This is a genomic window from Flavobacterium lacustre (assembly GCF_027474525.2).
GTDB lineage: Bacteria > Bacteroidota > Bacteroidia > Flavobacteriales > Flavobacteriaceae > Flavobacterium > Flavobacterium lacustre.
Genome location: NZ_CP114882.2, coordinates 3,242,551 through 3,257,180 on the forward strand (window position 1 = coordinate 3,242,551; position 14,630 = coordinate 3,257,180).

The 14,630-nt window shown below is 32.1% G+C and carries 13 protein-coding genes and 1 tRNA gene; 9 read left to right on the forward strand and 5 right to left on the reverse strand.

Going from position 1 to position 14,630, the window contains the following annotated elements:
• The first annotated feature begins 13 nt into the window (after positions 1-13).
• Positions 14-1,024 (forward strand): M28 family peptidase, encoded by a 1,011-nt coding sequence (locus O6P34_RS13995; protein WP_269685132.1) that lies wholly within the window; start codon positions 14-16, stop codon positions 1,022-1,024.
• Positions 1,025-1,480: 456 nt separating this feature from the next.
• Here the strand turns inward: O6P34_RS13995 and O6P34_RS14000 are convergent.
• Positions 1,481-1,554, reverse strand: a tRNA-His gene (locus O6P34_RS14000).
• Between the two features lie 31 nt (positions 1,555-1,585).
• On the opposite strand from O6P34_RS14000, the gene O6P34_RS14005 reads away from it, so the two are divergent.
• The 3 genes from O6P34_RS14005 (at position 1,586) to O6P34_RS14015 (ending at position 5,463) form a co-directional block, all read left to right on the forward strand.
• Positions 1,586-2,929 carry a tyrosine-type recombinase/integrase gene (locus O6P34_RS14005; RefSeq protein WP_269685133.1) on the forward strand — a complete coding sequence of 448 codons (1,344 nt, stop codon included), beginning with the start codon at positions 1,586-1,588 and terminating at the stop codon, positions 2,927-2,929.
• Positions 2,930-3,064: 135 nt separating this feature from the next.
• Entirely contained in the window at positions 3,065-4,441 is a 1,377-nt protein-coding gene (locus O6P34_RS14010) for a hypothetical protein (protein WP_269685134.1), read from the forward strand.
• Positions 4,442-4,830: 389 nt separating this feature from the next.
• Entirely contained in the window at positions 4,831-5,463 is a 633-nt protein-coding gene (locus O6P34_RS14015; RefSeq protein WP_269685135.1) for a hypothetical protein, read from the forward strand.
• 167 nt (positions 5,464-5,630) lie between these two features.
• On the opposite strand, the gene O6P34_RS14020 is transcribed toward O6P34_RS14015, so the two are convergent.
• Positions 5,631-5,876, reverse strand: coding sequence for a helix-turn-helix domain-containing protein (locus O6P34_RS14020; protein ID WP_269685136.1), 246 nt, complete (start codon positions 5,874-5,876; stop codon positions 5,631-5,633).
• 194 nt (positions 5,877-6,070) lie between these two features.
• Between O6P34_RS14020 and O6P34_RS14025 the strand changes: the two genes are divergently transcribed.
• The 4 genes from O6P34_RS14025 (at position 6,071) to O6P34_RS14040 (ending at position 9,584) form a co-directional block, all read left to right on the forward strand.
• On the forward strand, positions 6,071-7,456 hold the full coding sequence (locus tag O6P34_RS14025; RefSeq protein ID WP_269685137.1) for a LamG-like jellyroll fold domain-containing protein: 1,386 nt from the start codon (positions 6,071-6,073) through the stop codon (positions 7,454-7,456).
• A 4-nt stretch (positions 7,457-7,460) separates the two neighbouring features.
• Positions 7,461-8,171, forward strand: coding sequence for a hypothetical protein (locus tag O6P34_RS14030; RefSeq protein ID WP_269685138.1), 711 nt, complete (start codon positions 7,461-7,463; stop codon positions 8,169-8,171).
• Between the two features lie 457 nt (positions 8,172-8,628).
• Complete coding sequence (locus O6P34_RS14035; RefSeq protein ID WP_269685139.1) at positions 8,629-9,138, forward strand: hypothetical protein; 510 nt, start codon at positions 8,629-8,631, stop codon at positions 9,136-9,138.
• 47 nt (positions 9,139-9,185) lie between these two features.
• Positions 9,186-9,584, forward strand: a complete 399-nt coding sequence (locus tag O6P34_RS14040) for a hypothetical protein (RefSeq protein WP_269685140.1) — start codon at positions 9,186-9,188, stop codon at positions 9,582-9,584.
• Positions 9,585-10,693: 1,109 nt separating this feature from the next.
• Here the strand turns inward: O6P34_RS14040 and bshB1 are convergent.
• From bshB1 to O6P34_RS14055, 3 genes are read right to left on the reverse strand one after another with little or no spacing between them, the layout of a single operon-like run.
• Positions 10,694-11,410 (reverse strand): bacillithiol biosynthesis deacetylase BshB1, encoded by a 717-nt coding sequence (bshB1, locus tag O6P34_RS14045; protein ID WP_269685141.1) that lies wholly within the window; start codon positions 11,408-11,410, stop codon positions 10,694-10,696.
• A gap of 59 nt (positions 11,411-11,469) precedes the next feature.
• The gene (locus O6P34_RS14050; RefSeq protein WP_269685142.1) at positions 11,470-12,528 is read right to left on the reverse strand and encodes a chorismate-binding protein; all 1,059 of its coding nucleotides are present in this window, start codon (positions 12,526-12,528) and stop codon (positions 11,470-11,472) included.
• The gene (locus tag O6P34_RS14055) at positions 12,528-12,965 is read right to left on the reverse strand and encodes a PaaI family thioesterase (RefSeq protein WP_269685143.1); all 438 of its coding nucleotides are present in this window, start codon (positions 12,963-12,965) and stop codon (positions 12,528-12,530) included. Before O6P34_RS14055 ends, O6P34_RS14050 begins: the two co-directional genes overlap by 1 nt.
• 138 nt (positions 12,966-13,103) lie before the next feature.
• On the opposite strand from O6P34_RS14055, the gene O6P34_RS14060 reads away from it, so the two are divergent.
• Positions 13,104-14,630: a hypothetical protein gene (locus O6P34_RS14060; protein ID WP_269685144.1), complete on the forward strand. Its 1,527-nt coding sequence runs from the start codon at positions 13,104-13,106 to the stop codon at positions 14,628-14,630.

Sequence of the window (14,630 nt, forward strand, 5' to 3'; positions counted from 1 at the left end):
CTAAACCTATAAAATGAAGAAAATACTATTTCTATTTGTTGCCCTCACCGTAATTTCCTGCTCCACTCAAAAAAGAGGTGTTGCCGCTGTTGAACCTACAAAATACATGAATACCATAACTGCCGAAGATTTAAAAACCCATCTTTATATTGTCGCTTCAGATGAAATGGAAGGTCGTGAAACCGGTTCTGCTGGTCAGAAAAAAGCAGGTCAATATCTTATCAAACAATACGAGAAAAACAATGTTCCGTTTCCTAAAGGTGCGACCAATTATTACCAACCCATTCCTGCAGCCTATTTAAACAAAAAATATGGCGAAAAACTAGGCGATTCAGAGAATATCTGGGCATTTATTGAAGGCTCAGAAAAACCAAATGAAATCCTTATTATTTCGGCTCATTACGACCACGTTGGAATTAAAGACGGTGAAGTCTATAACGGTGCCGATGATGATGGCTCAGGAACTGTCGCTTTATTAGAAATTGCCCAAGCTTTTGAAATTGCCAAAAAAGAAGGTCACGGTCCAAAACGTTCGATTCTGTTTCTTCATGTAACTGGAGAAGAACATGGTTTACATGGTTCCCGATTCTATTCTGAAAATCCTTTATTTCCATTGGCGAACACTATAACCGATATTAATATTGATATGATAGGACGTCGCGACGAAGCCCATGCAGGAAGTAATAATTATGTATATGTGATTGGTGCTAACCGTCTATCAACTGATTTAGATAATATTTGTACTATCGCAAATGCAAAATACACCAATTTAGATTTAGATTATAAGTTCAATGATCCAAAAGACCCAAACCGATTCTACGAGCGTTCCGACCATTATAATTTTGCCAAAAACGGAATACCATCAGTATTCTTTTTCAATGGTGTCCATGCAGATTACCACAAAAAAACAGATGAAGTTGATAAAATAGAATTTGATGCTTTAACTAAGAGAACCCAGTTTGCCTTTGTAACTGCCTGGGAATTGGCAAACCGAACAGAAAGACCTATTGTAGATAAGAAATAACATCTATTAGAAACTATAAAAAAGAGCCTTGAAAATCCTTCAAGGCTCTTTTTTAGTTTAGCTCCTAATGAAGTTTCCCCAAATAAAAACTACTACCATTCTCTGGATACTCAAGGATATTGCCATGTAAATTCACGATTCTCCTATGCATTTTGCGATTCTCCTATGCGCATTTAAGATATTGCCATGCACATTCTCGATTCTCCTATACAACTTTACGATATTGCTATGCACATTCGCGATTCTCCTATGCGCATTTAAGATATTGCCATGCAACTTTACGATTCTCCTATGCGCATTTAGGATATTGCCATGCAAATTCCCATTCCTTAAATGATCTAATGCTTAAAATACCCAACAAATCTTATATCCCCTATAGGATTCTAAACTTTGAAAACAAACGAAACTTAAACCCACAAAAAAAGCCTCGAATTTCTTCGAGGCTTTTGCCTTTTGGGTGGATGACCGGGTTCGAACCGGCGACCCTCGGTACCACAAACCGATGCTCTAACCAGCTGAGCTACAACCACCATTTGCTTAGCGGTTGCAAATATAGAACAAATGTTTGCTTTTGCAAAGAATTTTAAAAAAAATTTACTGCAAAATTACATCAAATCTCCTAAACTATTGACTGCCAAATATCTTTCTACCGTAAAACCTTCAGCATATTATATAGCAATCAATAGCACTAAATTATCAGTATTGAAAATAAGGGAAAATCGAGTAATTATTTACAAAAATTTTATAGGTGAAAATTTAGAAAAAAGAGTGCTTTTTTTACGAGTGTCACAAAAGTGTCACAACATGAGTTATGAATTTAAAAATTTGAAAAAAGTTAAGCTTGTCAACGGTAGAGTTGGAATATCCTTCTTCTATGATAACAAGAGGTATCGTTATTTTAATGGGAAAGCAATTGACGCCAATTTTCAACCAAACACCTGTAAAGAGAATCTAAAGGACAAACAGCTTGAATTGATGTTACAAGCTTTCTCTGAAAAATTAGAGAAAGGATGGCGTCCTAAAAAGGAAATCAAACCAAAAATGATTAAACCGATTGACATTAATCTCTATGAAGCTATCACATTAGCTTTTGAACAAAAAAAGAAAATGGAATACAGCCTTCGTTATAAAAAAGACTTAACCTCTGCCTACAACAAAATCATAGAATACTTAATCTTAAAAGATTACAAAAGACTTTTGTTGAGTGAATTTGATGTGAGTATAATAAAAGATTTGCTAAATCATATTAGTTCGTCCAAACGAGTACAGTTAAATTATAAACAAAACTATTCCTCCTTATTGACGGAATACTTTGAAAAGTACAAATTAACCAATCCATTCCGGATTATCAAATTAGTCAAACAAGAAGAAGTACTACACAAGCCTATCAAAGATATAAAATTAGTATTTGAAGAATTAAGAGTTACAAATACGAACTTACATATTTGCTGTTTATTAGCATATGGATGTTTATTACGACCACATAGAGAAATTAGAAATTTAAAATGGGGAGATTTTAATGATGATTGTTCTTTCATAAGTCTTTCAGGCGCTCAAAACAAAGGCAAAAAAAATAGAATTGTTCCAATTCCTAAATTTGTGCAACAACATCTTAAAAAAAGAAACGAAAAACATAATATCTTTACTGATTCACTCCAAGTATACAATGAAGATTACTTTAAAACATTGTGGGGTAGATATAAAAAAGAATCTGCGTTGATTAAAGAACATAATACCCTTTACAGCTTTAGGCATACAGGAGCTATAAATGTTTATGAAAAGACTGGCAGTTTAAGCAAACTACAGCAGGTCATGGGACACCGTAGTCTAAACACATCTCTAACCTATTTAAGAGGCTTAGGAGTAAAACAATTGACTGTGGAAGATATGCCAGAGCTAATGTAAAAATAAAACTCATCTTCAATACTGATTTACTTGATGCAAAGCATAAGGACATAATTTCTTAAATTAGAAGCCCTGACAACTATTGTTGGGGCTAAATAAAAATAACTAATTTTGTTAGAACTAAATTCTAACACGATGAATCACTTGTATTGGAGAATACCGAGTTCAATTGACCTAGAAAGTCTCTTGGATAAATATCCGCCTAAGTTTAAAAGACCATACAAGATTGATTACTTCTACTATTTTATCGAGTTGTTATGCGATATGATGGAATACAATGATTTAGATGGTAATGGTGGTTACGTCAATCTCAATGCCCAACTAATGCAAAGCATCGTTCATAACTACAACGAATATTTGGACTACCTCTTGGAGCATAGAGTAATAAGAACAGATAAAAAATACATTCCTGGTGCTAAGTCCATGGGATATGTTCTTAACAAGCTAAATTATGATGCTGAAATAAAACAAATAGCAGTCAAATCCAGCGTGGTAAGAAAGAATAGGGCTAAGAAAAATAGAGCTTTAGGGCAAGAAATGAAAGCAACATGCACCAAGCACTCCTATTTGACAAAATGGTTCAATGAGAAGCTTCAAATTGATGCTGAAGGAGCTTATGCAAAGATTGAAGAACTGTTTCCCGAACTAACAGGTGCTATTAGAGGTGTTCGTAAAGGAAGGGCTAGTAGAGCAACTAAGAAATACTCGGCTAAATTAGCTGTTCAGAAGTTTGCAGCTGGGAATTTCTACTATAAGTTAGATGAAAACGTTGGACGATTCCATTCTAACCTAACCAACATCAAAAAGGAACTCAGAAACTTCATTACATACGACGGGAAGCCACTAGTTAACATTGACATCAAGAACTCTCAACCGTTATTAAGTACAATATTACTTGAGCCATCATTCTATGCTCTACAAAAAAAACCGCGATACATTAATATACATCAATTACCATCCTCCTTTAATTTACTAACAAATAATAATAAACATACCTACACAGATACTATCATTATGTTAGTAAAAGTTCTGCAATCATCTGATATAAAAGAATTTAATATTTATTCTTCAATAGCAAAGTCAGGTGATTTTTACCAGCAACTATCGAAGATAATGTATCCCAAGAGACCATTTGAAAAGGCAGAAATGAAAAAACTAACATACACAGTGTTCTTTTCAAATAATAGATCGATACAAGGTATGCATTATGCTTCTAAACGTGATTTTAGAAGAATATTTCCAGATATTTACAAAATATTCAGTGTAATAAAAAGAAAGAACCACAGAGCACTATCACATATTTTACAACGAATTGAAAGTGAAATAATGATTCAAAAAGCTTGTAAAAGAATCTCAATAGAACAACCAACTCTTCCAATTTTTACTATTCACGATAGTATTCTTACTACAGATGGTAATCAAGATTATGTTGAAAAAGTGATAATAGAGGAAGCGTTTAAATTAACTGGTTTGAAAGTTTCCCTTGGAAAAGAAATATTAAACCAAAAATAAATTGTGTGCGTGAAGTTGAAGTAGAATACACAACACCCCCTAAACCATCCTTTTTAACTAAAAACTAAATCCGGAAGCTATAATAGTAATATGGCATTAAGTTGGTTATTTCGGGTATTTACAGCAAATCATTTAAAAAATTATTTTCCAAAATTTTTAACCAGTTTGGTTATTTTGGTCTGTACGTGATAACGAAGACTCCTTCCTATAACAACCCCCTGGTGTAATTTTTACCTCCGATAGTACCCCAAAGTAAAAGTTTTTTTTAAATTATTTTACTCAAATGAGGAAAACCGTAAAGTATCTAATATTCAAATTTAGATTTTTGTTTTTAAATTAAAAGGGAAGCCGAAAACTATAAAGAGTAGGCAAATTAAATATTATTTAAAATGAAAAAATCATTATTTTTTAGCTTATTATTATGTTTTACTTTAACTAGTTACTCACAAAAACAAATTTTTGAAAGCTCAAACTTACTTACAGAAATTAAATTACACAAAACAGTGGCAATTATACCATTTGAAGTTAAATTGACATACAGAAAGCAACCAAAAAACTTTAGTGCAGAAGCAAATAGAAATCAAGAAATTTCTATGTCTAAATCAATTCAATCAAGCATGTATACTTTTTTATTAAGAAAAAGAGAAGACTATTCAGTTTCATTTCAAGACGTTGATAGAACAAATATTTTATTGAAAAAAGCTGGAATTGCAGATAAATTAGATGAATATACTAAAGATGAAATTGCTAAAATTTTAGGGGTTGACTCAATAATAAGTGGTGTTTTTGAAAATGAACAATCTAAATCTGAGGCTGGAGCGATTGCTTCTGCAATTTTATTTGGAGGGCTAGGAGGAAAAACTGGATCAGGTTCATTAACTATGGCAATTAATAATGGTCCAAACGGTGAATTATTATGGAGGTTTTTCAAAACAATGGATGATGGAATTGCTACTTCAACTGATGATATAGTTGAAAAAATGATGCGAAAAGTTTCTAGAAATTTTCCATATCAAAAATAAGTACTATAAATTTTCTATCAAAAATATAAATGAAGGGGCTTTTAAGCCTCTTTGTTTATATTTTATTTTAAAATTTCTTAAATTATAATGATTAAATATATTTTTTATTCTATTATGGAAATCAATAAGGCTATTATTTATTTCTCTCCCCCGATAATCTCCTCTTGTTATTGCTCAAGATGATTAAATAAGTCGGAAACTTTTACTCCTAATGATTTAGTTATTTTGAGCATCGTAGAGACTTTCATTTCTTGTTTACCCTTAATGTACTTCCTAAGGTTCTCAACATCTATATCAGCATCGTGTGCCACCTCTCTCGTCTTTAAATTTTTCTCTTTAATAATCTCTAAAATACGCTTACCAAGAAGCAAGATCTCTTGATCCATTTCTGACTTTCTTACTCTTTTTTCCATACTGGAAAATTACTTTCAACCGATTTAAATTATATGATTGCATAAGCCTGATTGTTTACAACCGTTTATTGTTTTATATTTGTCAAAAAAAAGTTTACCCAAATGAGGAAAACCGTAAAGTAATAAAAATTAGACTTTTTATGTTTGTCATTCGGAATAATTTAAATAAGCATATTTATAAAAACAAAAATTTTATGAAAAAAATTATTACAATATTACTATTAATAGGATTGATTTATTCTTGCTCTACCAATACTGATTCTAATGGAAATTCTACAACATCAGTTGTACCAGTAGCCCCATCCAATTTAACTGTAACTCTTGCTTCTACAACTCAAATTAATCTTTCTTGGACAGACAACTCCACCAATGAAACAGGATTTAAGATTGAGCGTAAAACAGGCATAGGAACTTATGCTGTTGTTGGAAGCTCAGTAACCGACATCACAACTTATAACGATACTAGTATATCGCCTGGTACAACTTATACTTACAGAGTATATTCAAATAATTCAGTTGGTAATTCACTAACTTATTCTAATGAGTTCACTATAACTACAACAAGCATAATAAATCTTCCTAAATTAACTTCAACAGCTTTATCATTAATTACTAGTTCAACTGCTGTTTCAGGAGGTGTTATTTCTAATGATGGAGGAGCTTTAATAACAGCAAGAGGAGTTTGTTGGAGTACAAATACTAATCCTACTATTTCTTTGTCTACAAAAACAACCGATGGTACTGGAGCAGGTTTATTTACCAGTAATATAAAAGAACTTACAGCCAACACTACTTTTTACGTGAGGGCTTATGCAACAAATAGTGCTGGAACTGCTTATGGTAATGAATTAACATTATTAACTCAAATACCTGATATTATTTCTGGCTTAGTTGCATATTATCCTTTTACGGGTAATTCAAATGATATTAGTGGTAATGCTAATAATGGTATTGTAACAAATGCAACGTTAACAAATGACAGATTCGGGAATTCAAATAAAGCATATTCATTTAATGGTTCTAGTAGTTATATAACAGTCCCTAATTCCAGTAGCCTTTCTGCTTCAACTTATCAATTGACAATTAGTGCTTGGGTAAAAATAAATCAATTCACTGGTAGTCCCAATAAAGCCGCATCTATAATTGATAAATCAGCTAGCACATCTGGTGACTGGGGGTTATTTTATCAAGATTTTGATGCTAATACTTTAGTTGAAAATATAAGATATGGGGGGTATTTAAGATATAATAATACTATATTGTCACAAGGTCTTCATACTAGTTCGGTGGCTTCATCAAATCATTGGGTGCATTTAGTTCTTACTGTAGATGGTAATTTAGGTACTAATTATTACATCAATGGTATTAATGAAAGTGCTGTTGGTAGTGGTGGTAACAATTTTTCTTTATGGCCAAATAGTGCTAATATGTTCATAGGTAAATCCGGCACCGTTAGTGGTAATTATTATAATTTTTTAGGGAGTAACTATAATTATTTCAATGGTGTTATAGATGATGTAAGAATTTATAATAGAGCACTAAATTCAAATGAAGTTAATTACTTATTCAATCAAAATTAATATTATGAAAAAAATTATCTGTTTATCAAGCATTATATTTCTAATGTTACAATCTTGTTCTTCTGAAAGCGATTCAAGTAATCCACTTATTCAAGGAAAATTAAAAAAAATTACTAGTTCTAATTACAGTATAAATTACAATTATGATGCAAATGGAAGTTTAATTAGTTATGACGAAGCACTGGGTTCTAACATTACTACAAAACATACTTTTATAAGAGACAGTAATGGTAAAATAACAAGTTACACTTACAATAATATTCAAAATAGTCCTATAACAATAACAACAAATTATACACGTGATAGTAATAATAAGGTAGTATCAAGCGTTACAAAATATTCAGGAGCATCCAATCCAGATGAAACTAGAACATATGTTTACATAGGAAATTTAACAACTCAAATAAATATTTCAGACGGTAGTAAAGATAGATATACTTTTGATAGCAATGGAAATCTTATAAAGATGGAAAACTTAGCTGTGAATTCAAATCAATGGAAAACATTTACAACAATGACATATGACAATATGAAAAATCCTATAGAATATGAAGATATTAATCCAATGGGAAACATTTTTATGTGCAATAATAATATAATCTCAAACACTAATGCTAATGGTATACAATCTAAAACTTCTTATACCTATAATAATCAAAACGTGCCTATAAGTTCATTATTTCAAGGAATTCAAGTTAATTACTATTATAATTAAAAAGTGTCTAATCGAAAATTTAATTTTAGTATTTTTTATGTCTGTACATACTAAAGTTTTCGTTCTTGGTATTGCATTTTCTGCACTAACAACATCTATTCCTCTTATTTTCTAGCAAATAAAAACATCTGTAAACCTCTTTTATAGAAAATATACCAAATTTTTGATAATAATTTTTCTTTATTAATTGGTACTTAAAAAAAATAGAGCAGAATGCAGCAATACTGATAAGAAACTTGATCATCCTATAAAATATAATCCAAAATAATGATTATAAATGTTTTTCAAAAATATATTATGAAAAATAAAGTAGTAATATTTATAGTTTTTACGTGTTTATTAATTTTAAATAGCTTTAAAATTAATAAGATTCATGCGATGGAATGGGTAAATAATATTCGATAAATCTAATTAGGTTGTGGATATAACCTTTTAATAAATAAAATGAAAAAAAATTATGAAAAATATTAAAAAAATTGTTTGGTTTTTTATATTATTATCATCATTAGTTTCAAATGCTCAGAAAAATAAAAAAGTACCACAAAAGAAAAAAAACACATGCACTACATTTGTGTACAATTTAACTACAGATAAAAGTACTATTAGAGACATTTGCTTTTTTGTTGAAATTGAAAGTCATTTCGATATGAATAGTGTTGGGAGAAAGTGGGAAAAAAAATATGATTATTGGAAATTTAATGTTACCACATATGACAATGAAAAATTAAAGAAGTCAAATTTTAATGTGTCATTTTATATTTATGAGGATAACTCAGAATTTACACAATACCATTGTATTTATGAGAATCATGAAATTAAAGCTTTAATTTATGATAAGACTAAAGGTTTATGGGAAATTCTTGTTCTTCAAAATGAGGAATACAAGATATTGAGTTCATATTCTGGCTATCATTATACAAATGCTTTTAATATTAAAACAAGAACTTTAAATGATGGAGGTTATTAATTTAAAAAATATCTCATTGATCATAAAATTACAATAATAAAATATTTATGAAAAAAATAATTTTTACAGGTTTATTCCTCCTTACAACTTTTAGTTATTCTCAATTTAATCAATATGTTCCTCAACTTCCTATTAATACAATGAAGAATGTTGGAATTTCTAGACAAAAGATTTATGACCAAAGATATACTTGGATACAATCAAGAATAAGTGGTTTAATTGATGCAATTAATGATAACGTGAATGAAGATAATTTCCCTAGTTTAAACAATGAAGAAACAAGAAAATGGCTCAAAGCGGAATTAAATAAATACGTAAATTCATATGATCTTAGAAGTAGTGATTTTGCAGATAATTATCAATTCCAAAATATTGTTAATAATTTAAATAAAATTGAAATTAATATAGCGAAAAGATATGATTATCTTGTAGAGCATGAAGAATGACCCTTAATTGTAAATAAAAATATTGAAATTTAAAGTCTGTACACTAATTTATGAATAATCCTTTAGTTTTTGTTATAGCAATCAAGCGGTCTCATTCCAATCGTTTGCTTTGTTCCGCTGGGCTGTTCCAGTCGCTTGAAAAAAGCTCCGTTCCACAGACCACTTGAACCCAAAAAAAGAGCAGCTAAGAAAAATAGCAGCTCTTTTTTTGTTTTCTGCGTTCCCAGTCTTCACACGCACTCTCAATACATTCGTCAGGGCTAACAATCCAACATACAGCTTCATTCCGTTTCTCTACATTCAGCAGTATTATTGTCTTTCGCCCTTTATTGTTTCAGCGGTTGCTCTTATGACTAGCTATTGGGGTTTGCTCCGTTAGCACTTTGCATTAAATCAAGGAACGCTTCGCTATCTTTAATTATTTCCCCAACGTTTCACGCTACTATCCCTTCTTTCCACTTCGCAAAAGCTACGTTTCACTCTCGGTCTAGTGTAGCTAGTCATTTGCCGCAACACCGCCTCATCGCTCCTCATAAAAAATTCCATAAAAATTCCATTTTTTACTGCGGTGCTTGGGGGTGTTAACCTTATCGAGAACATTTTCTAGAACAAAAAAAATACAGCAAATTTAGAGTTCATTCTTCACTTTCAGTCAGTCATTCTTCCTTCCATTCTCGTTCATCATTTCCTCAATTTGTACAGCTTTCTTTTTTTCTCTTTTTTCTTTGGATAAAATTATATGATCTAAAACACAAATGATCTTTGCATCAAAAAATCTAATTAAAATAAGTTAAAATTAAAAGTGTCAAAAAAGTGTCAAAAAACAGTAATATTTAAGAGTTATTTAATTAAATTTGAAATTATTAATCAGACATCTTTTAAATAAATACACGTTCTTCTAAATCATTGTAAGTCAATAGAAATTAGAATTTTGAGCATAAAAAAAGCCCTTTTAGAAAAGGACTATAAGGAAAATATATTTTTAAAATCGCGGTACCACAAACCGATGCTCTAACCAGCTGAGCTACAACCACCATTTGCTTAGCGGTTGCAAATATAGAACAAATGTTTGCTTTTGCAAAGAATTTTAAAAAAAATTTACTGCAAAATTACATCAAATCTCCTAAACTATTGACTGCCAAATATCTTTCTACCGTAAAACCTTCCGCATGTTCCAGTCCGGCTAACCTACCTAAATCTCTGGAACGGTAATTCAGACTTTCCAAGAAGTTTTTACTCGTTATCGGAGATTCCGGTTCTTTAGAATTGGCATCATAAAACTGAGAACGATACGCCAAGATAGCTTCGGTTTTTTTCGCAATGAAACCATCAATATTAACTACAAAATCCGGTTCTATATTTTTCCATTGTATATAATGGTAGACTAATTTAGGTCTCCAAGCGGTTTGTTGCGTTCCATCCAATGTTGTTTCAATCTTCATCAAACCAGACAAAAAACAAGCATCAGAAACTAATTTACTTCCTTTTCCATGATCAATATGTCGATCATCAATCGCATTACACAACACTATTTCAGGTTGGTATTTACGAATCATTTTTATGATTTCTAATTGGTGCTTTTCATCATTTACAAAAAAACCGTCACGCATATCCAGATTTTCACGAACAGAAACTCCCAAAATATTGGCAGCGGCATTAGCCTCCTGATTTCTAATTTCAGCCGAACCTCGTGTTCCTAATTCTCCTCGTGTTAAATCAACAATACCAACTGTTTTACCTAATGAGATTTCTTTTAAAATAGTTCCGGCACAACCCAATTCTACATCATCCGGATGGGCTCCAAAAGCGAGTATATCTAATTTCATCTGTTTATTTTGTTTAATTTTCTCGTTTAAAATTTCTTGAATATCGCACCTCATTCCGGCTACAATACTTTCTTCATCGTTACCGATTTGTTGCTGCTTTCCTCCCATTCTTTTTCCGGAATACTATCTTTTGTGATTCCGCAACCCATGTATAATAAAGCTTCATTTTCAACAATCTGCATACAGCGCAAATTTACAAACAAATCAGAACTCTGTGTCTCATTTGTCAAACTACTATTCAATTCACCCAAAAAACCGGTATAAAAAGTTCTGTCATACTTTTCATTTTCTAAAATAAAAGCCTTTGAATCTTCTTTTGGCAAACCACAAACGGCGGGAGTGGGGTGCAATAAAGAAACCACTTGTTGCAAACTTAAACCCAAATTAAAAACACCCGAAATATCCGTTTTTATATGCCAGATACTTCCTGCCTGAATACTGTAAGGCTCAGAAACTAAAACATCCGAAGCTACATTTTTCAACTTGTTCACAATATAATCGGTCACAAACTGCTGCTCTTCTTTTTCTTTTTGTTTCCAAATAACAGCACTGGAATCATTCGCTTTCTGTGTTCCGGCTAAAGCAATTGTTTCAAAAACCGAATCGTTTGCTTTCAATAATTGCTCCGGAGTTGCACCCAACCAAGTTCCCAGCTTTGGATGAAAAAAACAATACACAAAAGTAGTCGGATACAATTGAACCAGTTTTTCAAAAGTCCTTTCCAAATCGAAATCTACTAAATCAACCGTTTCTTTTCGGGATAAAACAACTTTCTTGAATTCCTGATTTTTGATGCCCTGAATTCCTTTTGCAACCAGATTCTCAAACTCTTTTTTTTCTGATTCATCAGCAACAGGAACTTCTTTTTCCGGAAAGGAAAACTCTTTTTTATCCCAAACAAAGCGCATTATTTCCGATTGATTTTCAGGAATTATATACGTCTGATTTCCATCAAAAGAAGCAAAAACAAATCCTTTTTCGGTATAATCTTCGACTTTATATACAGTATCATTTTGCTGAAAAAGTCCAATTATTTCTTCTGAATTGGGCTTACAATACAAAACGAAGGGAAGTTGTTGTGCCAATTGATTTTGGACTTTAGCTTCAATTATTTTCATTATTTATCTTCTGATTTTCTTCTAGGCAAAACCATATTTGTCAATTTGCAAAGGGAAATTAAACTATCTCGTTCATCAACAATTCGGATTTCCCAAAGATGAATACTTCTCCCTTTGTGAACTATTCTTGCAGTTGCTGTTACCATTCCGTCGCGTTTTGATTTCAAATGATTGGCAGATATTTCAATACCGCGAACTTCACTGTGTTCGTGATTAACATACAACATCGATGCTGCGCTGCCTACACTTTCGGCCAAAGCCACAGATGCACCTCCGTGTAATAATCCCATCGGCTGATGCACGGACGGATTCACGGGCATAGTGGCTACTAAATAATCTTCGCCCGCATCAATATAAGTAATATTTAGTGTTTGCATCAAGGTGTTTTTTGAAACCTGATTGCAATATTCCAAGATTTTTTCTTTGTCGAATGTCATGTTTTTTACTTTAAAAATGTAAATTTAAAGAAAAGATGAGTTAGAAAACAGCAAAACAAATGTTATTATAAGACCAAAATCTTAATTCGCTATTATTCAAATTAGTTTTTTCCTATTTTTACAAAAAATCTATCAAAAATGCGCTCCATCACTTTACTGTTTTTCGCAGGATTATTATTAACTTTTTGCTCTTGCCGTAGTGATTTTGAGACCGAAGCAAACACAGGCGATTTAGCATTTTCAAAAGATACCGTTTATTTAGATACGGTTTTCACCAATATTGGTTCGAGTACATACAAACTAAAAGTTTACAATCACAGTAAAAATGATATCAATATCCCAACTATTCAATTAGGAAAAGGATTGAATTCAAAATACAGAATGACCGTTGATGGAATGCAGGGAACAGATGGAAAAATTTTCAATAATGTAACGCTTTTGGCCAAAGACAGCTTGTACATTTTCATAGAAACTACAGCCAATATCACAGATGCCAATCCAACCGATTTTTTATACACCGACGAAATACAGTTTGACAGCGGAAATAATCTTCAAAAAGTAGCATTGGTAACCTTAATTCAAGATGCCGTTTTCCTTTATCCAAAACGTTTTGAAGATGGAACCACCGAAACACTTCCCATTGGAGACGAAGCAATAAATGGTTTTTATTTGGACGAAAATGACGCTGTAAATGGGAATGAACTTCAATTTACCAATCAAAAACCATATGTGATTTATGGTTACGCAGCCGTTCCTTCCGGAAAAACAGTCACTTTTGATGCTGGCGCAAGAGTGCATTTTCATGCCAATTCTGGACTTATTGTGGCTAACAATGCTTCGATTCAGGTAAATGGCAGCGCCTCTACAACAGAGAAACTCGAAAACGAAGTCATTTTTGAAGGCGATCGATTAGAACCTGATTTTGCAGATGTACCCGGACAATGGGGAACAATCTGGTTAACGGATGGCAGCACCAATAATAATTTGAATCACTTAACCATAAAAAATGCAACCATTGGTTTACTAATCCAAAACAATGACGGCACGACAGTAAACCTGAAAAACACACGAATTTACAACAGTACCAATTATGGAATACTGGCACAAACAGCAAAAATCAAAGGCGAAAACATAGTCATAAACGATGCCGGTTTGGCTGGTTTAGCCTGTTCTTACGGCGGTGATTACTCGTTTACTCATTGTACATTCAACAATAACTGGTCCAGTTCCAATCAAGTAGCCGTTTCGATTAGCAATTACCTAACAGGAGCGATTCCCGAAGTAAAAGACTTAACTGCAGCAACATTCAATAATTGTATTATTTATGGTTCCTACTCGAATGAGATGATTTTGAATAAGAAAACAGGAGCTGCTTTTGAATACCAATTCAATAATTGTTTGCTAAAATTTGACAACGCATCCAATTCTTTTACCACAAATCCTGATTATCAATTCAACACGGATGCAGCGCATTACAACGCTATTCTTTTAAACAAAAGCCCAAAATTCCTAAACGTAAATCAAAATAAATTGAATATTGACGCTAGTTCTCCCGCTTTCGCAAAAGGGGATTCGGCGTATACTATTCCGTTAGATATTATCGGAAATACGCGAACTTTACCGCCAGATTTAGGCGCATATCAGAGTATGCCGTTTCCGGAATAA

Bases quoted from the DNA above. Each gene is read 5' to 3' on its own strand.
- O6P34_RS14055 (WP_269685143.1), bottom strand. From the start codon at position 12,965: ATGACATTCGACAAAGAAAAAATCTTGGAATATTGCAATCAGGTTTCA.
- O6P34_RS13995 (WP_269685132.1), top strand. From the start codon at position 14: ATGAAGAAAATACTATTTCTATTTGTTGCCCTCACCGTAATTTCCTGC.
- O6P34_RS14005 (WP_269685133.1), top strand. From the start codon at position 1,586: ATGTTTGCTTTTGCAAAGAATTTTAAAAAAAATTTACTGCAAAATTAC.
- O6P34_RS14020 (WP_269685136.1), bottom strand. From the start codon at position 5,876: ATGGAAAAAAGAGTAAGAAAGTCAGAAATGGATCAAGAGATCTTGCTT.
- O6P34_RS14035 (WP_269685139.1), top strand. From the start codon at position 8,629: ATGAAAAATATTAAAAAAATTGTTTGGTTTTTTATATTATTATCATCA.
- O6P34_RS14060 (WP_269685144.1), top strand. From the start codon at position 13,104: ATGCGCTCCATCACTTTACTGTTTTTCGCAGGATTATTATTAACTTTT.
- O6P34_RS14025 (WP_269685137.1), top strand. From the start codon at position 6,071: ATGAAAAAAATTATTACAATATTACTATTAATAGGATTGATTTATTCT.
- bshB1 (WP_269685141.1), bottom strand. From the start codon at position 11,410: ATGAAATTAGATATACTCGCTTTTGGAGCCCATCCGGATGATGTAGAA.
- O6P34_RS14015 (WP_269685135.1), top strand. From the start codon at position 4,831: ATGAAAAAATCATTATTTTTTAGCTTATTATTATGTTTTACTTTAACT.
- O6P34_RS14030 (WP_269685138.1), top strand. From the start codon at position 7,461: ATGAAAAAAATTATCTGTTTATCAAGCATTATATTTCTAATGTTACAA.
- O6P34_RS14010 (WP_269685134.1), top strand. From the start codon at position 3,065: ATGAATCACTTGTATTGGAGAATACCGAGTTCAATTGACCTAGAAAGT.
- O6P34_RS14040 (WP_269685140.1), top strand. From the start codon at position 9,186: ATGAAAAAAATAATTTTTACAGGTTTATTCCTCCTTACAACTTTTAGT.
- O6P34_RS14050 (WP_269685142.1), bottom strand. From the start codon at position 12,528: ATGAAAATAATTGAAGCTAAAGTCCAAAATCAATTGGCACAACAACTT.